The organism is Mesorhizobium sp. Root695 (genome assembly GCF_001428185.1).
Taxonomy (GTDB): domain Bacteria; phylum Pseudomonadota; class Alphaproteobacteria; order Rhizobiales; family Rhizobiaceae; genus Mesorhizobium.
Genome location: NZ_LMHO01000017.1, coordinates 42,154 through 63,944 on the forward strand (window position 1 = coordinate 42,154; position 21,791 = coordinate 63,944).

21 protein-coding genes are annotated in these 21,791 nt (G+C 62.9%); 13 read left to right on the forward strand and 8 right to left on the reverse strand.

The genetic code is table 11. The features are described 5' to 3' along the window. Positions 1–11: 11 nt before the first annotated feature. Both ASD99_RS17100 and ASD99_RS17105 read left to right on the forward strand, forming a co-directional pair. A complete protein-coding gene (locus ASD99_RS17100) occupies positions 12–1,040 on the forward strand; it encodes a zinc-binding dehydrogenase (protein ID WP_013531222.1) in 1,029 nt (342 codons plus the stop codon). A 13-nt stretch (positions 1,041–1,053) separates the two neighbouring features. Beyond that, positions 1,054–2,040 carry a lipid A biosynthesis lauroyl acyltransferase gene (locus tag ASD99_RS17105; RefSeq protein ID WP_057144356.1) on the forward strand — a complete coding sequence of 329 codons (987 nt, stop codon included), beginning with the start codon at positions 1,054–1,056 and terminating at the stop codon, positions 2,038–2,040. Between the two features lie 190 nt (positions 2,041–2,230). Here the strand turns inward: ASD99_RS17105 and ASD99_RS17110 are convergent, their stop codons facing one another. Both ASD99_RS17110 and ASD99_RS17115 read right to left on the reverse strand, forming a co-directional pair. Beyond that, complete coding sequence (locus tag ASD99_RS17110; protein WP_156389007.1) at positions 2,231–3,172, reverse strand: hypothetical protein; 942 nt, start codon at positions 3,170–3,172, stop codon at positions 2,231–2,233. 110 nt (positions 3,173–3,282) lie between these two features. After that, positions 3,283–3,711, reverse strand: coding sequence for a L,D-transpeptidase (locus tag ASD99_RS17115; protein WP_056596199.1), 429 nt, complete (start codon positions 3,709–3,711; stop codon positions 3,283–3,285). 222 nt (positions 3,712–3,933) lie between these two features. Here ASD99_RS17115 and ASD99_RS17120 point away from each other — a divergent pair, with 222 nt between their 5' ends. The 5 genes from ASD99_RS17120 to ASD99_RS17140 all read left to right on the forward strand — a co-directional run bounded on the left by ASD99_RS17120 (position 3,934) and on the right by ASD99_RS17140 (position 10,302). Beyond that, entirely contained in the window at positions 3,934–5,214 is a 1,281-nt protein-coding gene (locus ASD99_RS17120; RefSeq protein WP_057144357.1) for an acetylornithine deacetylase/succinyl-diaminopimelate desuccinylase family protein, read from the forward strand. 163 nt (positions 5,215–5,377) lie between these two features. Continuing rightward, entirely contained in the window at positions 5,378–6,856 is a 1,479-nt protein-coding gene (locus ASD99_RS17125) for an ABC transporter substrate-binding protein (RefSeq protein ID WP_057144358.1), read from the forward strand. Between the two features lie 13 nt (positions 6,857–6,869). Beyond that, positions 6,870–7,817, forward strand: a complete 948-nt coding sequence (locus ASD99_RS17130; protein ID WP_056596209.1) for an ABC transporter permease — start codon at positions 6,870–6,872, stop codon at positions 7,815–7,817. Continuing rightward, the gene (locus ASD99_RS17135) at positions 7,814–8,683 is read left to right on the forward strand and encodes an ABC transporter permease (protein ID WP_056596212.1); all 870 of its coding nucleotides are present in this window, start codon (positions 7,814–7,816) and stop codon (positions 8,681–8,683) included. Before ASD99_RS17130 ends, ASD99_RS17135 begins: the two co-directional genes overlap by 4 nt. After that, a complete protein-coding gene (locus ASD99_RS17140) occupies positions 8,680–10,302 on the forward strand; it encodes an ABC transporter ATP-binding protein (protein WP_057144359.1) in 1,623 nt (540 codons plus the stop codon). Before ASD99_RS17135 ends, ASD99_RS17140 begins: the two co-directional genes overlap by 4 nt. Before the next feature lie 105 nt (positions 10,303–10,407). Here ASD99_RS17140 and ASD99_RS17145 read toward each other — a convergent pair whose 3' ends face one another. After that, positions 10,408–10,839: a TerB family tellurite resistance protein gene (locus ASD99_RS17145; RefSeq protein ID WP_056596218.1), complete on the reverse strand. Its 432-nt coding sequence runs from the start codon at positions 10,837–10,839 to the stop codon at positions 10,408–10,410. A 150-nt stretch (positions 10,840–10,989) separates the two neighbouring features. On the opposite strand from ASD99_RS17145, the gene ASD99_RS17150 reads away from it, so the two are divergent. The 4 genes from ASD99_RS17150 (at position 10,990) to ASD99_RS17160 (ending at position 13,422) form a co-directional block, all read left to right on the forward strand. Beyond that, positions 10,990–11,775, forward strand: a complete 786-nt coding sequence (locus ASD99_RS17150) for a TSUP family transporter (RefSeq protein ID WP_057144360.1) — start codon at positions 10,990–10,992, stop codon at positions 11,773–11,775. A 52-nt stretch (positions 11,776–11,827) separates the two neighbouring features. Beyond that, positions 11,828–11,998 carry a hypothetical protein gene (locus ASD99_RS32305; RefSeq protein ID WP_023812274.1) on the forward strand — a complete coding sequence of 57 codons (171 nt, stop codon included), beginning with the start codon at positions 11,828–11,830 and terminating at the stop codon, positions 11,996–11,998. Between the two features lie 102 nt (positions 11,999–12,100). Further along, positions 12,101–12,931, forward strand: coding sequence for a helix-turn-helix domain-containing protein (locus ASD99_RS17155; protein ID WP_057144361.1), 831 nt, complete (start codon positions 12,101–12,103; stop codon positions 12,929–12,931). A gap of 71 nt (positions 12,932–13,002) precedes the next feature. Next, positions 13,003–13,422 (forward strand): VOC family protein, encoded by a 420-nt coding sequence (locus tag ASD99_RS17160; protein WP_057144373.1) that lies wholly within the window; start codon positions 13,003–13,005, stop codon positions 13,420–13,422. Positions 13,423–13,431: 9 nt separating this feature from the next. Here the strand turns inward: ASD99_RS17160 and ASD99_RS17165 are convergent, their stop codons facing one another. Further along, positions 13,432–14,907 carry a cobyric acid synthase gene (locus ASD99_RS17165; protein WP_057144362.1) on the reverse strand — a complete coding sequence of 492 codons (1,476 nt, stop codon included), beginning with the start codon at positions 14,905–14,907 and terminating at the stop codon, positions 13,432–13,434. Beyond that, positions 14,907–15,521 carry a dimethylsulfonioproprionate lyase family protein gene (locus ASD99_RS17170; protein ID WP_057144363.1) on the reverse strand — a complete coding sequence of 205 codons (615 nt, stop codon included), beginning with the start codon at positions 15,519–15,521 and terminating at the stop codon, positions 14,907–14,909. Before ASD99_RS17170 ends, ASD99_RS17165 begins: the two co-directional genes overlap by 1 nt. 149 nt (positions 15,522–15,670) lie before the next feature. Between ASD99_RS17170 and ASD99_RS17175 the strand changes: the two genes are divergently transcribed. Beyond that, positions 15,671–16,837, forward strand: a complete 1,167-nt coding sequence (locus ASD99_RS17175) for an isobutyryl-CoA dehydrogenase (RefSeq protein WP_056596235.1) — start codon at positions 15,671–15,673, stop codon at positions 16,835–16,837. A gap of 25 nt (positions 16,838–16,862) precedes the next feature. Continuing rightward, positions 16,863–17,747 carry a 3-hydroxyisobutyrate dehydrogenase gene (gene mmsB / locus ASD99_RS17180; RefSeq protein WP_056596238.1) on the forward strand — a complete coding sequence of 295 codons (885 nt, stop codon included), beginning with the start codon at positions 16,863–16,865 and terminating at the stop codon, positions 17,745–17,747. Between the two features lie 313 nt (positions 17,748–18,060). On the opposite strand, the gene ASD99_RS17185 is transcribed toward mmsB, so the two are convergent. The 3 genes from ASD99_RS17185 to ASD99_RS17195 form a co-directional block, all read right to left on the reverse strand. Beyond that, complete coding sequence (locus ASD99_RS17185; RefSeq protein WP_057144364.1) at positions 18,061–20,496, reverse strand: GcvT family protein; 2,436 nt, start codon at positions 20,494–20,496, stop codon at positions 18,061–18,063. A 191-nt stretch (positions 20,497–20,687) separates the two neighbouring features. Continuing rightward, positions 20,688–21,332, reverse strand: coding sequence for a cytochrome c oxidase assembly factor Coa1 family protein (locus tag ASD99_RS17190; protein WP_057144365.1), 645 nt, complete (start codon positions 21,330–21,332; stop codon positions 20,688–20,690). A gap of 78 nt (positions 21,333–21,410) precedes the next feature. Further along, positions 21,411–21,776, reverse strand: a complete 366-nt coding sequence (locus tag ASD99_RS17195; protein ID WP_057144366.1) for a hypothetical protein — start codon at positions 21,774–21,776, stop codon at positions 21,411–21,413. Positions 21,777–21,791 lie beyond the last annotated feature (15 nt).

The following is a 21,791-nucleotide window of genomic DNA, read 5'->3' on the forward strand; positions in this document are numbered from 1 at the left end:
CGACAGGCCCCATGCGCGCATTGCAACTTATCGAGGACCGCCGTCTAGAGACGGTGGACCTGCCGCCTCCCCCACCGCCGGCACTCGGCGAAGTCACGCTACGCATCAAGGCAGTGGCGCTGAACCACATCGACGTCTGGGGCTGGCGCGGTATGGCCTTCGCCAAGCGCAAGCTGCCGCTGGTCGTCGGCGCCGAAGCCTCCGGCGAGGTCGAGGCGGTTGGCCCCGGCGTTTCCAGCCTGCTGCCCGGACAATTGGTGTCGATCTACGGCGCGCGCACCTGCGGCCTTTGCCGCGCCTGCCGCGAAGGCCGCGACAATCTCTGCGAACATGTTTCGGGCGTTCACGGCTTCCATCTCGACGGCTTTGCGCAGGAAAAGATCAACCTGCCGGCCCGCCTGCTGGTTCCTGCCCCGCCCGGCGTGACCGACATCGGTGCGGCGGTGGCGCCCGTTACCTTCGGCACCGTCGAGCATATGCTGTTCGACAACGCCAGGCTGCAGCCCGGCGAAACCATTCTCATCCATGCCGGCGGATCCGGCATCGGCTCGGCCGCCATCCAGCTGGCCAAGCGAATGGGTTGCACGATCATCACCACGGTCGGCTCCAACGACAAGATTGACAAGGCCAAGGCGCTCGGCGCCGACCATGTCATCAACTATCGCGACGATCGTTTCGAGGGCGTCGTGCGCAAGCTGACCAAGAAGAAGGGCGTCGATGTCGTCTTCGAACATGTCGGCGCCGACACCTTTGCCGCCTCGATGCTGTGCCTGAAGCGTGGCGGCCGCCTGGTGACGTGCGGTTCGACCTCTGGCGTATCGACACAGATCAACCTGATGCAGCTGTTCCAGCAGCAATTGAAACTGCTCGGTTCCTTCGGCTGCCGCATGGAGAACATGGCCAACGCCATGCAGAAAATGGCGGCGGGACAGGTCGCACCGGTCATCGACACCGAAGTCGGCTTCGACGGCATCGATGCGGCACTGAAGCGCATGGAAGGCCGCGACGTGTTCGGCAAGATCATCCTGCGCGTCGGCTAGGGCCTTGACCTCTGTGTTCAAGAAGTTCCGCCGGGACCTCAAATTTCGTTACGGCAGGCAGCTGCGCCAGTTGAACTACTGGCTGGTGGCGCGCGCGGCTATGATGATCATCTCAGTTCTGCGTCTGCTGCCGGCCGACAGTGCGCTGAACTTTGCCGACCGCGTCGCGCGCCGCGTTGGCCCCTGGGTGGGACGCCATCAGGTCGCTGTCGACAATTTGCGCAAGGCCTATCCGGAAAAGAGCGAAGCCGAAATCCAGGCTATCGCCTCCGACATGTGGGGCAACATGGCCCGCCTTGCCGCCGAATACATCTTTCTCGACGCCCTGTTCGACTATGACCCCGCCGCCACCAAGCCCGGCCGCGTCGAGGTCAAGGGAGTAGAGCACTTCACCGAAATCGCGGCCGAAAAGCAGCCGCATATCGTCTTCACCGGCCATCTCGGCAATTTCGAACTGCTGCCGGTCGCGGCGGCGACCTTCGGCATGAACATCACGGCGCTGTTTCGACCGCCCAACAACCCCTACCTTGCCGACTATATCCTGTCGACGCGCCGCTCGACCATGGGCTCGTTGCTGCCGTCGATGGCCGGCGCCTCATTCGCGTTGGCGGGGGTGCTGGAAAACGGCGGCAACATCGGCGTCCTTGTCGACCAGAAATTCTCCAATGGCCTGGACACGACATTCTTCGGCCGTCCCTGCCAGAGCAACCGGGTGCTGGCTACCCTTGCCCGTCACTACGACTGCGACGTCTATCCGGCGCGCTGTGTCAGGCTGCCCTGCAACCGCTTCCGGCTCGAGATCGAGGACAAGTTGACCTTGCCGCGCAACGCTGACGGCAGCGTCGATGTCCACGCCACCACCCAGTTGCTCTGCGACGTGGTCGAACGCTGGGTACGCGAAGACCCCGGCCAGTGGATGTGGTTCCACAAAAGGTGGGAGATCGGCGGCGGGCGGAGAAAGCGGCCCCCACAGGCAAAAGCACCTGCCATCAGCGCCTGAGCTCGTCCATTGGCGAGCGCCCCTGCGCTGACCGCAACTCATGGGTCAGCAATGGCTGGCGACCTTCGAGCAGACAAAACCTTCGCCGGATCCTTTCGCGATCAATTGGAGACAAGGAATAGCCGCAAGGATCGCTCCTCGCGGCTAGGGCAATCGATCTTTCTGTCAGGCCCGGAAAAGCCCGCCAGCGCTACAAAGCCGGCAATGGCAGGATGAAATTGGGCCGATAGGTGTCCATCGTGGCGCCGTTGCGGTCTTCCTCGAGCAGCGTGTTCGAACCGAAGCTCGCCCGCAGGCCGATCACGTATTTGTGGATGTTCAGATCGGTGCTCTCAACCGACATATGATCCAGCTGATAGCGTCCAAACACCGAGAACGGCGTGCCGGAGAACCGGTAGTTGGCCTGCAGCGCCGCGGTAATGGTGTCGAGATGATCGCCGAACCCTGACAGTCTCGCAAAGCCAAGCTCGCCGTCGAAGCGAAGATTATCTTGGGCGAAGTAGCGCACCACGGCGCGCCCGCCCCATTGGTCATAGTGCTCGGATTCGCCGTTGGCCCGCAGCTGGCCGTAGTAGGCCTGGCCGTAGACGGTCACGTTGCCGAAATAGGCCTGGGCTTCGGGGCCAACCGTGAAATTGTAAATCTTCGGACCGCCAATGTCCCCACCGTAGCGTGTGAAGGTCGCGAACCCGCCGAGCGCATGGCTGCTCGGGTCACGCCAGTAGCCGTGGATCGCGCCACCATAACCATAAATGTTGCTGCCCTCGACCCAAAGCGAATCTATGTTCGCATCGGTTTGGATGTTCCAGCGTGCGTCGATCGGGAAATTGACCCGACCGGCACCGCCAGCTGTCGTCGCAGAGAGATGTCCACCATCTGCCGACAGATACAATCCGCCAAGATAAGCTTCGACATAGCCGGAAATATGCGGCTGTGCGAGTTCCTGATCCATGACAATCGGCTCAACCGCATCGGCGGCGAAGGCCGAAGTAGCGGTGACGGCAATCGCCGCCCCAAGAAGAAGTCTGTACATTAAAGCCCCTCGCAAGTTATCTGCTTGAAAGCTAACATAATCGCGTTTTGGCAGAAACCATTCGCCGGGCCCAAGTGACGCTACGACACCGTTTCCCAAGCCAATGCGCTATTCCTGCAACATTTTTAAAGCAAAGCGCCCGAGATTCAGGCAATTGCAGCCGATCCCGCCGCAAAAAACCACGGTGGAATCGACAGCCGGTCTAAGCCCTAATTGGTGACGACAATCCGCGTGTTGCCGAACCCCACTTCCCGCACCATCGAGTAGAAGGCAGCGGCATTTGCCGTATGAAGGCGCACGCAGCCATGCGACGCCGGGCGGCCGAGCTGCCTGACCGCGCCTGTTCCGTGGATGGCATAGCCGCCATGGAAGAACACGGAATAGGGCATCGGCGACATGTCGTATTTGCGCGAATACCACATCCGCGCCGTCCGTTGAGGCCGATAGCTGCCGCGCGGCGTAATGTAGCCTTTGCGCGCGGTGGAGACGCTCCAGCGGTAAACCGCCGCACCATATCTGACCGTCATCGTCTGCGACGACACGTCTATGTTTGCAACGAGGCTGGCTGCCCAGCCCTGCCCCGAAGCACCGAACAGCATCGTGACAAACACGGCTGCCATGAGAACTATCTTTTTCATGCGATCAAACCCCTTTGATTGCCCCTTACTTGCCTGCCATCACGTTGTTTTTCATCTTTTTAATGGCAGGTGAATGAGGTAGCACACACTCCTTGACCAATTCGCCAATCCAAAGCAGCGAATTTGAACGATTTCCCGCGATAGTTGCCGCAACGACACGCCGCACGGGCTTGATCACCAGCGGGCTTGCAAAACCAAGTCAATCGCTGCTCAACTCCGCGCATGAACGAGCGACTCCTCCAGGCAATCGATGACAGGCGCGACGATGTCGTCGCGCTGACCGCCGAGCTGATCCGTTTTCCGACCATCAATCCACCCGGCGAGGCCTACCGGCCATGCGCCGAATATCTCGGCGCGCGGCTGAAGAAGAGCGGTTTCGAGACCGAATTCATCCGCGCCGAAGGCACGCCCGGCGACACCGATCGCTACCCGCGTGTCAATGTCGTTGCTCGTTTCGACGGAAAGTCGCCCGGCGCCTGCGTCCACTTCAACTCGCATATCGACGTGGTCGAAGCCGGTGACGGATGGACCGTCGATCCCTTTGCCGGCATCGTCAGGGACGGCAAGGTCTATGGCCGCGGCGCCTGCGACATGAAGGGCGGTCTTGCTGCCTCGATCATCGCCGCCGAAGCCTTCTTGGAAGTGTTTCCCGACTTTCCCGGCGCTATCGAAATATCTGGCACCGTCGACGAGGAGTCCGGCGGCTTCGGCGGCGTCGCCCATCTGGCCGGGCTCGGCTATTTCTCGAAACCCAGGGTCGACCACGTCATCATTCCCGAGCCGCTGAACAAGGACCGCATCTGTCTCGGTCATCGCGGCGTGTGGTGGGCGGAAATCGAGACCAAGGGCGAGATCGCTCATGGCTCGATGCCGTTCCTCGGCGACAATGCGGTGCGCCATATGGGTGCCGTGCTGCGGGCTTTCGAGGACGAACTGTTCCCCGCACTCGACCGCAAGATGACGCGCATGCCGGTCGTGCCCGAAGGAGCAAAACGCTCGACCATGAACATCAATTCGATCCATGGCGGCCAAACCGAGGATTTCCGGCCCGGCCTGCCCTCGCCCAACGTGCCCGACTCCTGCCGGCTGACCATCGACCGCCGTTTCCTGCTCGAGGAAGATCTCGACACCGTCAAAGGTGAGGTGACCGGCATTCTCGACCGGTTGAAGCGCGAGCGCAAAAAATTCGACTATGAAATCCGCGACCTGATGGAAGTGCTGCCGTTGATGACCGAGCGCAACGCCCCAGTGGTCAAGGCGGTTGCGCAAGGCATCATGGCGATCTTCGACCGCGAACCCGACTACGTCATTTCGCCGGGCACCTATGACCAGAAGCACATTGCCCGCATCGGCCATATCTATGACTGCATCGCCTATGGCCCTGGCATTCTCGACCTCGCCCACCGGCCGGACGAATGGGTCGGGATATCGGACATGGTGGAATCGGCCAAGGTGATGGCGATCGGGCTCAGCGTGCTGCTGCGCGGCACAGCCACCGGATAAGGCACGCACTGCGACAAGCTTCGACCTGCTGATGAGGCCGCCAGGACAAAAACATTCCCGGCCACGCTGACGGGCAGAACGAAACGCAATTTACTCCGCGGCGAAATCACGCTTCTATCGCTCGGGTTTGAGCACGTGTCTGAAACGCATGGGGAGTTGCACGATGAGATTGTGGAAAACCATCCTGGCCGCCGCAGTGCTGTCACTGGCCGCCGGCACCTCCGCGTTTGCCGCGCGAACCGACCTGGTCATCGGCATTCCCCTCGAACCCCCGCATCTCGATCCGACCGCCGGTGCCGCCGCGGCGATCGACGAGGTTCTCTACGCCAATGTGTTCGAGGGCCTGACGCGCATCGGGCCGAATGGCGAGGTGCTGCCAGATCTGGCCGTAAGCTGGACCATTTCCGATGACGGCAAGGTCTACACCTTCAAGCTGCACACCGGCGTGAAATTCCACGACGGCACCGATTTCAACGCGGACGACGTGAAATTCTCACTCGATCGCGCTCGCGCCGACAATTCCGTCAACGCGCAAAAGGGCCTGTTCGCCGGTATCGACAAGGTCGAGGTTGTCGATCCGGCGACCGTGAAGGTCACGCTGAAGAACCCGCAAGGCTCCTTCCTCTACAATATGGGCTGGGGCGACGCGGTGATCGTGGCGCCTGAATCGGCCGACACCAACAAGGAAAAGCCAATCGGGACCGGTCCGTTCAAGTTCCAGAGCTGGGCAAAGGGGTCGTCGATCACGCTGGTGAAATCCGACCATTACTGGGGCACGCCGGCGTCTCTCGACAAGGCCGAATTCCGCATCGTGCCCGATGCTGCGGCCGCCGTGCCGGCGCTGCTCTCCGGCGATATCCAGGCCTTTCCCTTCTTTGATCCCGACAGCGTCGCGCAGGTCAAGGACGACCCACGCTTCAAGGTGGTGATCGGCTCGACCGAGGGCGAGACCATCCTGTCGATCAACAACAAGAAGCCGCCCTTCGACAAGCTGCAGGTGAGGCAGGCGATTTCCTACGCGCTCGACCGCAAGGCGATCATCGACGGCGCTTCGGCGGGCCTCGGCCTGCCAATCGGCTCCCACATCTCCCCGGCCAGCAAGGACTATGTCGACCTCACCGGCCGCTATCCGCATGATGTCGCCAAGGCCAAGGAACTGTTGAAGGAAGCGGGCTTGGAGAACGGCTTCAAGGCAACACTGAAGCTGCCGCCGCCGTCCTATGCACGGCTTGGCGGCGAGATCATCGCTTCGCAACTTCGTGACGTCGGCATCGATCTGGAAATCATTCCGGTCGAATGGGCACAGTGGCTGGATCAGGTGTTCACCAAGAAGGATTACGACCTCACCATCGTCTCCCACACCGAACCCAACGACATCGATATCTATTCGCGCAAGGATTATTACTTCAACTACGACAACCCGGCCTTCGACAAGGTGATCGCCGACCTCAACCTCACCTCCGACGAAGCCAAGCGCAAGGAATTGCTGGGACAGGCGCAGAAGATCCTGGCCGACGATGCCGTGGTCGGCTTCCTCTACGAATTGCCGAAGGTCGGCGTCTGGGGCGCCAAGTTGCAAGGGCTCTGGGAAAACGCGCCGATCCAGGCCAATGACCTGACCAAGGTGAAGTGGAGCGAGTGATCCCCCGCCTTCCATGACAGCCTATCTCCTAAAACGCCTCGCCATCGCCATCGCCACGCTGGTGCTGGCTTCGATGGTGGTGTTCGCCGTCCTGGAGATCCTGCCCGGCGACCCGGCGCGGCTGATGCTGGGCATGAACGCCAGTGCCGATCAGGTTGAATTGCTGCGCAACCAGATGGGCCTCAACGCGCCGCTGGCTTGGCGCTATCTGCACTGGGCCGGCGGTCTGCTCAGTCTCGATTTGGGCCGCTCCTACACCTATTCCGTGCCGGTCATCGATCTGGTGCGCGAGCGGCTGGCCGTCTCGCTGCCGCTGGCGCTGATTGCGCTTGCGCTCTCCACCATCATCGCGATTCCCGTCGGCCTGTTTTCCGCCAGCCGGCGTGGACGGGTTGGTGATACGATTTCCATGGGCGCCGCACAGCTTGGCGTCGCCGTGCCCAATTTCTGGTTCGCGCTGATGCTGATCTATGTCTTCGCCGTCTGGCTGCGGCTGGTTCCGGCCGGTGGCTTTCCCGGCTGGAGTGCCGGTATCTGGCCAGCCTTGAAATCGCTGCTGCTGCCCGCCGTGGCGCTTGCCTTGCCGCAAGCGGCGATCCTGGCGCGCGTCACCCGCTCGGCGCTGATCGAGGTGCTGAACGAAGACTATATCCGCACCGCCCGCGCCAAGGGCTTGCCCTATCGCGCCGTGCTGTGGCGGCACGCGCTGCGCAACGCCATGATCCCGGTGCTGACCATTCTGGGCCTGCAGTTCGCCTTCCTGCTTGCCGGCACCATCATCATCGAGAATGTCTTTTATCTGCCCGGCCTCGGCCGGCTGGTGTTCCAGGCAATCACCCAGCGCGACCTGATCGTCGTCGAAAGCGTCGTCATGCTGCTGGTCGCGGCCGTCATCGCCGTCAACCTCCTCGTCGACCTCTCCTATGCGATCGTCGATCCGCGCCTGAGAAGCCGGCAATGACGCTGCACGTCGACATCCCCGAGGAGACGTTCAGCAGCATCCTGGCCAAGGCATTCAGGAACACCGCCTTCGTTGCCGGTTTCGTCATCACCTTGCTGATCCTGGCCATGGCGATCGTCTCCTATGCCTGGACGCCTTACGACGTCACGAAACTGGTGATATCGGACAAGACACAAGCCCCCTCGCTGGCGCACTGGTTCGGCACCGACCATTTCGGCCGCGACATACTGTCGATGGTCATGGTCGGCGCCCGCAATTCGATTGCCGTGGCGCTGGTCGCGGTCGGCATCGGCATGGGGGTCGGCGTGCCGCTCGGCACCTTTGCCGCCGCACGCGGCGGCCTCGTCGACGAGATGCTGATGCGGCTGAACGACCTCGTCTTCGCCTTCCCGGCTTTGCTGTCGGCGATCATGATCACCGCCATCTTCGGGCCGGGCGCCGTCAACGCCATCATCGCCATCGGCATCTTCAACATCCCGGTCTTTGCCCGTGTCGCCCGGGCCGGCGCGCTGGCGATCTGGCCGCGCGAGTTCATTCTAGCCGCGCGCGCCGCCGGCAAGAACAGCACGCAGATATCAATCGAACATGTGCTGCCCAACATCGCCACCCTGCTTCTGGTGCAAGGCACCATCCAGTTCGCGCTGGGCATCCTGGCCGAGGCCGGGCTGTCCTATCTGGGCCTCGGCGCCCAGCCGCCGATGCCGAGTTGGGGCCGCATGCTGTTCGACGCGCAGACCCGCATGGTGGTGGCGCCATGGATGGCGATCTTTCCCGGCATGGCGATCGTTGTCGCCGTGCTCGGCTTGAACCTACTGGGCGACGGCATCGCCGACATCCTCGATCCGAAATCGCGGCGGCAGCGATGAGCCTGCTCGACATCCAGAACCTGTCACTGGCCATCGGCGACACGCAGATCCTCAGGGATGTGGAGCTTTCCGTCGCGCCCGGCGAGGTGATGGGGCTGGTCGGCGAATCCGGTTCGGGCAAGTCGATGACCGCGCTGACGGTGATGCGGCTTCTGCCCTATGCCGCGCGCGCCACCGGGCGCGTTGCTTTCGACGGCATCGACATCCTGGCAGCAACCGAGGACCAGATGTGTGCGCTGCGCGGCGACGACATCGGCATGGTGTTCCAGGAGCCGATGACGGCGCTCAATCCGGTCAAGACCATCGGCGAACAGGTCGCCGAAGGCATACGCTGGCACACCAAGGCCAGCCGCGCCGAGGCCGAAGACCGGGCGCGAAAAATGCTCGACCGTGTCGGCTTGCCCGAAGCGAAATTCCCAATGTCGCGCTATCCGCACGAACTGTCCGGCGGCCAGCGCCAGCGCGTCGTCATCGCCATCGCTTGCGCGCTGAAGCCGAAGCTGCTGATCGCCGACGAACCGACGACGGCGCTTGATGTGGTGCTGCAGGCACAGATCCTCGACCTCTTGCGCGACCTCGTCGCCGAAAGCCGCATGGGCCTGCTCCTGATCTCGCACGACCTCGCCGTGGTGACCGAGATGGCGGACCGCATCACCATCCTGCGCCGCGGCGAGGTGATGGAGGCCGGGGACACGGCGCGCACGCTGTCCGAACAGTTCCATCCCTACACGCGCCAGCTGGCGCAGGCCTCGATGCATGTGCCGGCGCGCGCCAGGCCGCATGGCGTCGAGACGGGCCATCCCTTGCTTCGGGTCGAGGGCGTGACCCGCGACTATCCCGGCCGGCGCATGTCGCTGTTCAGGCGCGCGCTTGGTATCCGCGCCGTCGACGATGTCTCGCTGTCGATGGCGCCGGGTCAGTCTGTGGCGCTAGTCGGCCGCTCCGGTTGCGGCAAGTCAACGCTCGCCCGCATGATCCTGGCGCTGGATCGGCCGACATCGGGCACGATCCGGTTTCGCGGCGAGACCATCACCGGCAAGAGCGAAGCCGAGCTGAAGCCGGCGCGGCGTGACATGCAGGTCGTTTTTCAAGATCCCTACGGATCCTTCGATCCTCGCCAGAAGGTTGAAAAACTGGTCGCCGAACCCCTGCATGTACTGGAGAGAAAGCCGACGCGCGCCGGGCGCCGCGAGATGGTGGCGCATGCCCTGCACGAAGTCGGCCTCGACCAGCGCGACATGGACAAATACCCGCACGAATTTTCAGGCGGCCAGCGTCAGCGCCTGTCGATCGCCCGCGCCATCATCACGCGCCCCAAGCTGGTCGTCGCCGACGAGCCGGTCTCGGCGCTCGATGTCTCGATCCGCGCCCAGATCCTCGATTTGTTCGCGGAGCTCAACCAGAAGCTCGGCATCGCCTACCTCTTCATCACCCACGACCTGACCGTCGCCCGCGCCATCACGGACGAGGTGCTGGTCATGCATGACGGCAAGATCGTCGAACGCGGCAAAACCAGCGAGGTGCTCGACCACCCGCAGTCCGAGGCAGCCAAGGCGCTTGTCACCGCCGCCCCTGATTTGCACCGGGCAATCGCTCGGCGAATGCAGGAACAAGGGTGAGCGACCGGTTCGCGAAGCGAATCCGTCGTGCCAGTGGCACGATGGAAGGTCGCGAACGCCGGGGAGTTGCCGCAGGCAGCGGGCCCCGGCCGGCAGCCCGTTATCCTACTTTTCCGGCTCCACCATATCGACCGGGCTGATGTCGAGCAGGTCGAGCGTGCGGCGCAGCAGGCGCACCTCGCTCTCGGCCAGTTGCGAATCCGCCTTGGCGATTTCCGCCATATGGCGGGCCAATTGCTTACGGCGTTCGATGTCGAGATCGCGGAACAATGCAATCGCCTGCGAGCCATTTGTCTCGTAGCCGAACTCGTTGAGATATTCGATGACGCTATCGATGCTGGTTTCGGCAATGCCGAAGGCGTCCTTGCAGATGCGCCGGAAGGCAACCATCTCGCTCTCGCTGACCGAACCGTCGGCCAGGATCATGCGAAACAGCATCAGCAATTCCGCCGACAAGACAGGATCGTCCGCCACCTTGCGCACGCCCGGGTCGCCGTCGAAGATCTGACGTATCTGGTCCAGCAATGCGAATGCCATCAGGAGCCTCTTTTCGGGTTAACGACACACAAACACAAATCCAAGCGCGATGCGCTTGGATAGAGGTAGCGCGGAATCGACCTTGCGCAAACAGGGCGGTCGTGGTCGAACGCCCGTTGTCTCAGCCGGCCGGACTCCTCCATACATCAGATGATCGACCTTAGCATCCAGACCGTCGCCATGCTCGCCTTCGCCGCCTTTGCGGCGGGCTTTGTCGATTCGATCGCCGGCGGCGGCGGGCTGATCACCGTGCCGGCGCTGCTGCTTGCCGGCTTCACGCCGGTCCAGGCGCTCGCCACCAACAAATTGCAAGGCATGTTCGGCTCGGGCTCGGCGACCATCCACTACGCGTCGAAGGGTCATGTCGACCTGCGCCGACAATTGCCGTCGGCGCTTTTGGCCCTTGTCGGCAGCGCCATCGGCGCCTTGCTGGCGACGATCGTGCCGGGTGACATTCTGCGGGCCGCCCTGCCCATCGTGCTGATCGCCACCGCGCTCTACTTCGCGTTCAAGCCGAACATGAACGATGTCGACCGCGCCGAGCGCCTGTCGCCGTTCCTGTTCGGACTGACCCTGGTGCCCGCCATCGGCTTCTATGATGGCCTGTTCGGACCAGGTGCGGGCTCCTTCTACATGCTGGCCTTCGTGGCACTGGCCGGCTACGGCGTGCTCAAGGCGACGGCGCATACCAAACTGCTCAACTTCGCCTCCAACATCGGCGGCTTCATCGTCTTCGCGGGCTTCGGCGTCGTCTACTGGAAGATCGGCCTGATGATGGGCGTTGCCCAGTTCCTCGGCGCCCGTGTCGGCGCCAGCCTGGCCATGCGCGTCGGCGCAAAACTGATCAAGCCGCTGCTGGTGATTGTCTGCCTGGCGCTGGCGGTGAAGCTGCTGGCGGACCCGGCGAACCCGCTGCGGGCCTTGATTGGTGTGTGATCGCGCGCCCTGATAGAATGCCGCTGTTCGAATCATGTTGGAGGAGCCACACATGAATCTTAGCGCACCTACCCAGATCGTTTTTATCATCTCCGTTGTCATCGCCATCATCGGCGTTCTCGCCGCGCTTGGCGTACTTGCGTTCATTCCACTCGCATCGGTGTGGATCGTGCTTATTGCTTTCATCGTGCTTGCCGGCGGCTGCTTGATGCGCGGCGCCTGACCATTTCACTTGAAGTGGGGACGAGGAGCGCCCGGCCAAAAGCCGGGCGCTTTTGATTCCGGCCCCGGGTCTGCTAGATTTGACTTGGCGCAAGGATGGCCGATGCCAGTCACGATGCAACCCCAGCAAGAGCAAGACCGATCCGTCGCCGGGCGGTTCGAGATGCGCCGGCGCCTGCCCGATCCTCGACTTCAGGGCATTGTGTCGGACATTTGCGGCTACCGCGAAACAGCGCCCGGCCATCTGCGCAACGTCGAATACGCGTCGCTCACCGTACCGCTGGTCATCAGCTTCGCCGAACCCTTCGCCATCGGCCTCGGCAAGGCGCCTGATGACAATGACCGCTTCGCCAGTTTCGCCGCCGGCCTCTATGCCGGACCGGTGGTGATCGAATCCTTCGGCGGCGCCTGCTGCGTCCAGGTCAACTTCACGCCGCTTGGCGCACGCCGTTTCTTCCACCTGCCGATGAGCGAACTGGCCGACAGCATGGTCGTCCTAGACGACGTGCTTGGCGCGCAAGGCTTGGCGCTGCGTGAACGGCTCGGCAACGCGCCGGACTGGGCAACGCGTTTCGACATGGCCGAAGCCTTCGTCGCCGCCCGTCTCGAGAACGCCGCGGAGACGCCGCTCGAAATCGCCTGGGCCTATGACCGCATCATCACGTCTGGCGGCAGAACCCGCATTGCATCGATCGCCGAAAGACTGGGCTGGAGCCGCAAACATCTCGCCGGCAGTTTTTCCAACGCCATCGGCATCGGCCCCAAGACGCTGTCGCGCATCGTCCGCTTCAACCGCGCGCTCGGCCTGTCGAGGCAGCAAACCGTCGACTGGGCGGATATCGCCGCCGATTGCGGCTATGCCGACCAGGCGCATCTGGTGCGCGAGTTCCGCGACCTTGCCGGCGAGACGCCGACCGCGCTTTTAGTCAGGTAACATTTCTTCAAGACGCCGGAACGGCCTTCGAACAGAGTGGGTTATCGACCAACTCAATGAAGGAGGTTTCCATGCCCACCACCACTGAAGCGCCCCGCCTCTACCCGGCTTTGCGCTACAAGAACGCGGCAAAAATGATCGACTGGCTGGGCGAGGCTTTCGGCTTCAGCGTCCGGGCCCGCTATGGTGAAGGCGATGTCGTACACCATGCCGAATTGGTCTTCGGCTCCTCGATGATCATGCTTGGCACGGTCCGCGACGACGACTACGGCAAGATGGTCGGCGAACCCGGCTCAGGCGGCGGCAAGTCGATCTACATTGCCGTCGATGATGCCGATGCCGCCTATGCCAAGGCCAGGAAGGCCGAAGCCACGATCATCCAGGAATTGACCAACCGTGACTACGGGAGCCGCGAGTTCATCTGCCGCGACCCGGAAGGCAATGTCTGGTCGTTTGGCACCTACTGGCCGGAGGCCGGCGAAAAGGCGTGAACTGGACTTTTAGCGCGCCAAACCAAAGATCGCGTCGCAGTCGAGATGGGTCTCCAACTCGGCTGCGACCTCGTCCAGCGCCCGCTCGACCTCGGCCCGGTAGTCGATGCCCCCGCCCTTGATGCCGAGGCTTTCGAGGAATTTCCCGCGAAAGCCGTCGGCGCCAAACAGGCCGTGCATATAGGTGCCGATCACCTTGCCATCGGCCGATATCGCCCCGTCATCGATACCATTGATGACGGCGGAAGGCCGCAGTGTATCCGGCCCGGTGGTGCGGCCGAGATGGATTTCGTACCCTTCGAGTGGCAGGTCGAACGGCACCGAACGGGCACTGACATTGCGCACGGTCTTTTCCGGTTCCATCACCGTTTCGATGTCGAGAAGGCCAAGCCCTTCGGCCTCGGTGACGCTGCCTTCGATGCCGTCGGGATCGCGCACGATACGACCAAGCATCTGGAAACCGCCGCAAATGCCGACGACATGGCCACCGCGCTTGCGATGGGCCTGCAAGTCGCGATCCCAGCAGTTTTCGCGGAATTTCAGGAGATCGCCAATCGTCGACTTCGAGCCTGGAATGACCACCAGCCCGGCATCGGCGGGCAGCGGCTTTCCCGGCGGCACGAACACCACCTCGACCCGCGGTTCGGCCTTGAGCGGGTCGAGATCGTCGAAATTGGCGATGCGGCCAAGCACCGGCACCGCCACCTTCAGCGCGCGCGCTTCGCCGGACGCCAGCCGTTCCAGCACCACCGAATCTTCCGAAGGCAGACGTGCCGCCGCCTTCAGCCACGGTACGACACCGAAGCAGCGCCAGCCCGTGAATGTCTCGATCGACCTGATGCCGTCGTCGAACAGTGAAACGTCACCGCGAAACTTGTTGATGAGGTAGCCGACGATCATCCGCCGGTCCTCTTCCGGCAGGATCAGATGCGTGCCGGCGACCGAAGCGATGACGCCGCCGCGATCGATGTCGCCGACCAGCACCACCGGCACGTCTGCGCGCGTGGCAAAGCCCATATTGGCGATGTCGCGGCTGCGCAGGTTGATCTCGGCCGGCGAGCCGGCGCCCTCGACGATGACCAGATCGGCGCCCTCGCCGACCTTGCCCCAGGAGTCCAGAACGGCATCCATCAGCCGGCCCTTCATCGCCTGGTAGTCGCGCGCCCGCGCCTCGCCGAACACCTTGCCCTGCACGATGACCTGCGCGCCGACATCGGTCTGCGGCTTCAGCAGCACCGGGTTCATGTGGACCGAGGGTGCCACGCCGCAAGCGATCGCCTGCAGCCATTGCGCGCGGCCGATCTCGCCGCCGCCGGCACTGTTGTCGCCCGGAATGTCGGCGACGGCGGCATTGTTCGACATGTTCTGCGGCTTGAATGGCCGGACCTTCAGCCCACGCTTTTTTGCCGCGCGGCAGAGGCCGGCGACCAGCACCGTCTTGCCGACATCCGAACCCGTGCCTTGCAGCATGATCGCTTTGGCCATCAGCCCCTGCCCTGCGCCAAGGTTCCGGTGATATCGGATTTCTGCGCCAGCGGCCCGCCGCGCCAGATGTAGAGCGCCAGCAATGGGTCTTTGCCGGTGCGCATGGCGTGATTGACGTTGGATGCGTGGTGGACGACCTCGCCAGCCGTGCGCATGCAAAAGCCGCTCTCGCCCATGCGCCATTCGGTGCCGCCGGTCAGCGGAATGTAGATTTCCTCGGCAACGTGATGGTGGTCGGGATAGACGATATCGGGTCCAAGGATCAGCAGGCCGGCGGCGACCACGTCATTGGCGAAGTGGCCTCGGGTGCCGAACACTTCCAGCCAGCCGTAATTGTCGATGAACTCTTTTCCGAAATCCGCCTCGCTGTAGGTCTGCCCCCAACGAAAATCATTCCGACGCTCGGCAAGCAGTTGCACCAGCGGCTTGGCATCCGGCGGCCCCAGTTCGGCGGCGCGATCGAGATGGCGCAGGCAGGCAAGCGTGTGCGGCTCCAGCGTGCGGGCCGGCATGTTCCAGTCGATCCGGGCCACGGCATCGCGCACCAAAGCGTGATCGACGGACGCAAGGTATGCGCGGAACCGGCCCAGCAGTTCATCGAATTTTGTCGTCACATCTTGCTCCGGACATGCATTGGTGCACAGCCGCTCCCCAAATGGCCGGTGACGGGGTCGGGTTGCGCGGCGGCATCATTGGTCTAGATTGGTGCGCGCGCAAAGCCAAAAACGACAGGCCAGCAGGTCGAAGATATTAGGAGCACGCCATGGACGCCGCGGTCGATGCGAGCACCAGCCAGTTCGAACTCAACGAGGAGCAGCGTGCCATCCAGGAGATGGCGCAGGCCTTCGCCGCCGACCGCGTCGCGCCGAATGCGCTCGATTGGGACCGCAACAAGCATTTCCCGGCCGATGTGATCCGCGAGACCGGACCGCTCGGTCTTGGCGGCATCTATATCAGGGATGATGTCGGCGGCTCGGCGCTTGGCCGGCTCGATGCCGTGCTGATCTTCGAGGCGCTGTCGCACGCCGATCCGGCCTTTTCGTCCTTCATCTCCATCCACAACATGGTGGCGTCGATGATCGACCGTTTCGGCAATGACGAGCAGCGCCAGCGCTTCCTGCCGAAGCTCACCTCGATGGAATGGCTGGCGAGCTATTGCCTGACCGAGCCCGGCTCCGGTTCCGATGCCGCGGCGCTGAAGACGCGCGCGGTCAAGAGCGGCGGCGACTATGTCCTCAATGGCACCAAACAGTTCATCTCCGGCGCCGGCGACAGCGATGTCTATGCCGTCATGGTTCGCACCGGCGCTGACGGGCCGAAAGGCATTTCCACCATCGTCGTGCCGAAGGACGCACCAGGCCTCTCCTTCGGCGCCAACGAGCACAAGATGGGCTGGCACATGCAGTCGACCCGCCAGGTCATTTTCGAGGATTGCAAGGTGCCGGCGGAGAACCTTTTGTCCGGCGAAGGTGCGGGCTTCGGCATTGCCATGGCCGGCCTCGACGGCGGCCGGTTGAACATCGCCGCCTGTTCGCTGGGCGGCGCGCAGTCGGCGCTCGACAAGGCGCTTTCCTACACCGCCGAGCGCAAGGCCTTCGGCTCGAAGATCAACCAGTTCCAGGCTTTGCAGTTCAGGCTGGCCGACATGGAGACCGAGCTGCAGGCAGCGCGCATCTTCCTCTATGCGGCGGCCTCGAAACTGGACCGCAAGGCACCGGATGCCGGCAAATGGTCGGCGATGGCCAAGCGTTTCGTCACCGACACCGGCTTCACCGTCGCCAACGACGCGCTGCAACTGCTCGGCGGTTACGGCTATCTGCACGATTACGGCATCGAGAAGCTGGTGCGGGACCTGCGGGTGCACCAGATCCTCGAGGGCACCAACGAGATCATGCGCGTCATCATCGCTCGCGCGCTGATTGGCCGTTGAAGCCAGCAACTCTGGGAGACAGACAATGACGACGATCGCCTTCATCGGCCTCGGCAATATGGGCAATCCAATGGCCGCCAATCTGGTCAAGGCTGGGCACCAAGTGCACGGCTTCGACCTGATGCCGGAAAATTTGACCGTCGCGCGCGAGCACGGCGTCGTCATCATGGCCAACGGGCCGGCCGCGGTGAAGGATGCCGACGTGGTGATCACCATGCTGCCTGCGGGCAAGCATGTGCTCTCCGTCTACGAGGACATCGCGCCCAAGGCGAAAGAAGGCGCACTCTTCATCGATTCCTCGACCATCGACGTCGAATCGGCGCGCAAGGCGCACGCCATTGCCGCCAAGCACGGCCTGCTGTCCATCGATGCGCCCGTCTCGGGCGGCACCGGCGGGGCTGCGGCCGGCACGCTGACCTTCATGGCAGGAGGCTCCGGGGATGCCTTCGTCGCCGCCGAGCCGATCCTGAAGCCGATGGCCGGCCGCATCGTCCATTGCGGCGGCGACGGCGCCGGCCAGGCGGCAAAGATCTGCAACAACATGATCCTTGGCATCTCGATGATCGGCGTCGCCGAAGCCTTCGTCCTGGCCGAAAAGCTCGGCCTGTCGCATCAGGCGCTGTTCGACGTCGCCTCGACCTCGTCGGGGCAATGCTGGTCCCTGACCACCTATTGCCCGGTGCCCGGCCCGGTGCCGACTTCGCCCGCAAACAGGGACTACAGCCCAGGATTTGCAGCTGCCTTGATGCTGAAAGACCTGAGGTTGTCCCAGGAAGCCGCGCAAAGCGCCGGCGCGGTGACGCCGCTTGGCGCCGAAGCAGCCCAGCTCTATGCCTTGTTCAACGCCCAGGGACATGGCGGCGTCGATTTCTCCGGCATAATTAATTTTCTCAGGGGTAACCCAGCGTAACCAACGGATTTGGCTGACTTTTTCCGATTTTCTTCGGCAGAAAAAATGCAAATTTAGATTTGCTTAAGCTCTCGATAACTCGGCGGTAACGATGTCCCTATAAAACGGATTGCGAGGCGGACATATCGCATCCGCCCGGCGCTCCGGATCAGGTCTCGCGTACCGGAGCCCGTAAGTTTCGCCAAGTGTTCGAGTAGCGAAGCGCCATGCGTATCTGGCAAAGCCGCGTTCCCGATGGAGCGCGGTTTTTGCGTTTTGCCCTGCTGCACGTTTTGAGACATCGATAAACCCAGAAACTGTACTCCGGGATGCCTCACATACGCCTACGGGCGCCTTCCGGATCATAAGGCGAGTCCACGATCACTTTTGCCGGGCGGCGCTCGCCAAGGACGGAAACCTCGAGCTGGGTGCCAGGCGACACAAGGTCCAGAGGCAACAGCGCAAGGGCGATGTCGTGACCAAAAGTATAGGAGTAGCCTGCAGAAGTGACGTGGCCGACAAGCTCGCCTTTGCGGTAGACGCCCTCGAAGGCGAACGCGCTCGCACCGTCCGTATCGATCGACAGCGTGACGATCCGGCGTGCCTCCTGCTGCTGTTTTGCGACCAGTGCCGCGCGGCCGATGAAGTCCCCCTTGTCGAGGCTGACGAAGCGGTCGAGACCGCTTTCCCAGGCTGACAATTCGAGATTCATATCGCGATACATGGCGCGGTAGGATTTATCGAGACGAAGCGATTCCAGCGCTTGAAGTCCGACCGGCCTCAGCCCGTGCGCCTCTCCCGATGCCAGCAGTGCATCCAGCAAATGCCGCTGATAGCAGAGTGGATGATAGAGTTCCCATCCCAGTTCGCCGGAGTAGTTGACGCGCAGCAGTCGCACGTCGCTGGCCATGCCGACGGTACCGGACTGCACGCTGAACCATGAGAAGGCCTCGTTGGAGAGGTCGATCTCCGTCAGCGGCTGCAATATGTCGCGCGCCTTCGGCCCAACCACCGTGAAGCTGCCGCGATCCTCGGTGACGTTGCGCAGATGCACGCTGCCGTCCTTCGGCAACAGCCGGCCGAGATCGTCAAGGTTCCAGCGCTCGGCGCGCGGCGTCGATATGAGGTAGAACAGATCGCTCCGCAGCCGCGCCACCACATACTCGGCCTGCACACCGCCGGCCGGCGTCAGGTGATGGGCAAGAGCGACACGACCGGGTCGCGGCAGTCTGTTGGCCAGGATCCCGTCGAGCCAGCCCTCGGCGCCCGGTCCGTTGACCTCGAACTTGGTCATTGGTGTCATCTCGACCAAGCCAGCGGCCTGGCGGACCGCCTGGACCTCTGCGGCGACGTGGTTCCCTTTGGAGGTCCAGCGCCAGCTGTAGAAATTGCGCGCTTCGACACCCGCGGGCGCAAACCAGCTCGGCATCTCCCAGCCGTTCAACACATCCCATACCGCGCCGAGCTGGCTTAGACGGTCATAGGACGGGGCCGTTTTCTGCGGTCGCGCCGCTGGCATGTCCTGGCCTGGATAATGCTGTGCGGCGTGAGTGCCCCAAGCTTCCCGGACCTTTGCCCGGGTCCAGTTCTTATTGGCATATTCGCCGAACCGGCGGGGATCCAGCTCCGCCGTGTCGATGCTGTTGCCACCCTCCACGATCCGTTCGGAGAGGTAGTAGCCAATTGCACCGCCCCAGAGGATGCCCCCCGGCACCCCTTCGGCGAGCCAGACATTCTCCAGGCCCCAGGCCTGCCCCATCAGTGGCAGTTCATCGGCTGTCATCTGGAAAGGTCCTCGCACATTCCGCTTGATGCCGGCGCGTCCGAGCGCGGGAACCAGTTCGGTCGCGCGCTCCCAGTTCCAGGAAACGGCATCGAAGTCTTCATCGAGCAGATCGGCGCCAAACCATTCCGGGACGCCGTTCTCGGCAAACAGCTTGAGCTGCTCGGTGCGCTCGTAAGGGCCGAACATCAGCCCGTCGCCCTCTTCGCGCAGATAGCCCTCGTAACCCTCGTCCCTGAGGATCGGCATCTCCGGAAGACCAAGCCGTTTGCGTTCCACGATTTCGGGAACCGCCTCGGTGATCCAGTACTGATGCAGGATCGGGATAGCGGGAATGTCCAGGCCCAGCATGGCGCCTGTCTGGCGTGCGTAATTGCCGGTTGCAAGGATGACGTGTTCGCAGACGAGGTCACCGCGTGAGGTCTTGACCCTCCACTCGCCGCTCGGCATCCGCTCGAAACCCACAACCTCGGTATCAAGATGGACCTTCGCGCCGAGGTCGCGTGCACCCTTGGCCATCGCCTGGGTAACGTCCGCCGGTGCAATGTGACCGTCATCGGGATGGTAAAGCGCACCCAGCATGCTGTTGTTGTCGAGCAGCGGCCAGATCTCTCGCGCCTCCGCGGGCGATACGATCCGGGCCCGCACACCCTGGACCTCGGCGACGTCCATGTAGCTTCTGTACTCGTCCAGCCTGTCGCGCGTGTTGGCAATGCGCAGTTGCCCGCATTTGTGCCAGCCGACGTTCTGGCCCGTCTCCGCCTCCAGGCCCTCATAGATTTCAATCGACCTGGCGATCATGCGGCCGACATTGCGGCTGCGCGCGTAAGAGGGGATGAGCCCCGCGGCATGCCATGTTGACCCAGCCGTAAGCTGTGTTCGCTCCAGCAATGCCACATCGGTCCAGCAGCGCTTGGCCAGGCCGTAGAGGATGCCGGCACCCACACAGCCGCCACCGATCACGACCGCACGAACGGAACTCACCATATGCGCGTGCCCTTGTATGAAATTGCCACCGGTCCACATGAACGCATGCGCATACTGTCAGACAGCATCCGGTTTTTCAGCACATTTCCTTGTCTGGAACGCAGCAGAGGTCACCCGCATGTTGGGCCACAAAACCAGCCGAACTGTCCTGTGGCGCCCGCATTTAGGCTGCGGTTTTGCGTTTTGCGCTGCTATATTCCGATTGCAGCATTCGGGATCGGGACATGATCTTCGTTGATCAGCACGATCGGCGCATCGGCTCCTTCGACCCTGATGACCAGCAGGCGCAGGCTCCATGTCCCGGCTGTGCGGACAGCGGTCGAGTAGGCGGTGCCCTTGCCCTTGGCGCCGTGGACCGGAATGCCGAACTGGGCGTCGCCGGCCCCATTCGCATTGAGATTGAGATGGCCACCGACCCAGAAACTGTCGGTCAAATCATCACCGAGGGCGGCCTTGACGCGGTCGTCGGCGCGAAGGCGATCCATCGTCATGTGGTAGGCATCGCTGCCTTTCAGGACATAGGGAATGCTGCCGACCATCGTCGCGCAGCCGCCGATCCCGACAACCCAGACGACAAGGCCGGCGATTGCCCAGTTGCGTTGCGTCTTGCGAAACTGTTCGGCGTCGCGCCAGGCGCGGTTCTGCCAAGCCCAGCGGCTGCCGCGCGCGCCCAGCAGGATGATCATGACTATGTTGACGACAGGGATCAGCGCCAGCAGCGCGATGAAGGTGCTGTTGCCGATGCCCCAGATCCAGTTGAGGAAGAAGGCGCCCCAGTTCCAGCGGTCGAGTTCGGCTGGAATTTCAGCCGGCTGGTTGAGCGGTTGTCCGGCCATCGTGTCCCCCATCGGTAACTGCACCGACTTCTAGCGCATCCGCTCCCCGATGCGCAAAATCAAGTTCTGCAACCTCGGTCAGGTCTTGTTGGACAGCCGGCGAAAATTCGCTTTCACGGTACGGCTTGCCGGCTTCAGCGCGGCGCTGATCGAGCGTTCCGCGGCGACACCGTTGAACAGCGACGGCGTGCGGCCGGAAAATATCTCCGGCCAGAACCGCGATGCCGACTGCAGGAAAGACATTTGCGCCGCAAACGCGCCTTCGGCCATCGCAACGGTCTTCTCGTTGACCGCACGGGCCGTCTCCGTGCTCCACGGCTGGCTGCTCCCGCCATCCATGGCCATCAGCGGTAGCCGCATCATCGCCACCAGCGGTGCCAGCATCAGGTCACCGCCGATGCTGGCTGCTTCTTGCGTCCGTCGGCTCTTGCCGGTCTTTTTCATTGAAACAAACCCTTT

Coding starts and splice junctions, on each gene's coding strand:
- ASD99_RS17100 (WP_013531222.1), top strand. CDS start 12: ATGCGCGCATTGCAACTTATCGAGGACCGCCGTCTAGAGACGGTGGAC.
- ASD99_RS17115 (WP_056596199.1), bottom strand. CDS start 3,711: ATGAAAAAGATAGTTCTCATGGCAGCCGTGTTTGTCACGATGCTGTTC.
- ASD99_RS17120 (WP_057144357.1), top strand. CDS start 3,934: ATGAACGAGCGACTCCTCCAGGCAATCGATGACAGGCGCGACGATGTC.
- ASD99_RS17125 (WP_057144358.1), top strand. CDS start 5,378: ATGAGATTGTGGAAAACCATCCTGGCCGCCGCAGTGCTGTCACTGGCC.
- ASD99_RS17130 (WP_056596209.1), top strand. CDS start 6,870: ATGACAGCCTATCTCCTAAAACGCCTCGCCATCGCCATCGCCACGCTG.
- ASD99_RS17135 (WP_056596212.1), top strand. CDS start 7,814: ATGACGCTGCACGTCGACATCCCCGAGGAGACGTTCAGCAGCATCCTG.
- ASD99_RS17140 (WP_057144359.1), top strand. CDS start 8,680: ATGAGCCTGCTCGACATCCAGAACCTGTCACTGGCCATCGGCGACACG.
- ASD99_RS17145 (WP_056596218.1), bottom strand. CDS start 10,839: ATGGCATTCGCATTGCTGGACCAGATACGTCAGATCTTCGACGGCGAC.
- ASD99_RS17150 (WP_057144360.1), top strand. CDS start 10,990: ATGATCGACCTTAGCATCCAGACCGTCGCCATGCTCGCCTTCGCCGCC.
- ASD99_RS32305 (WP_023812274.1), top strand. CDS start 11,828: ATGAATCTTAGCGCACCTACCCAGATCGTTTTTATCATCTCCGTTGTC.
- ASD99_RS17155 (WP_057144361.1), top strand. CDS start 12,101: ATGCCAGTCACGATGCAACCCCAGCAAGAGCAAGACCGATCCGTCGCC.
- ASD99_RS17160 (WP_057144373.1), top strand. CDS start 13,003: ATGCCCACCACCACTGAAGCGCCCCGCCTCTACCCGGCTTTGCGCTAC.
- ASD99_RS17165 (WP_057144362.1), bottom strand. CDS start 14,907: ATGGCCAAAGCGATCATGCTGCAAGGCACGGGTTCGGATGTCGGCAAG.
- ASD99_RS17175 (WP_056596235.1), top strand. CDS start 15,671: ATGGACGCCGCGGTCGATGCGAGCACCAGCCAGTTCGAACTCAACGAG.
- mmsB (WP_056596238.1), top strand. CDS start 16,863: ATGACGACGATCGCCTTCATCGGCCTCGGCAATATGGGCAATCCAATG.
- ASD99_RS17185 (WP_057144364.1), bottom strand. CDS start 20,496: ATGGTGAGTTCCGTTCGTGCGGTCGTGATCGGTGGCGGCTGTGTGGGT.
- ASD99_RS17190 (WP_057144365.1), bottom strand. CDS start 21,332: ATGGCCGGACAACCGCTCAACCAGCCGGCTGAAATTCCAGCCGAACTC.
- ASD99_RS17195 (WP_057144366.1), bottom strand. CDS start 21,776: ATGAAAAAGACCGGCAAGAGCCGACGGACGCAAGAAGCAGCCAGCATC.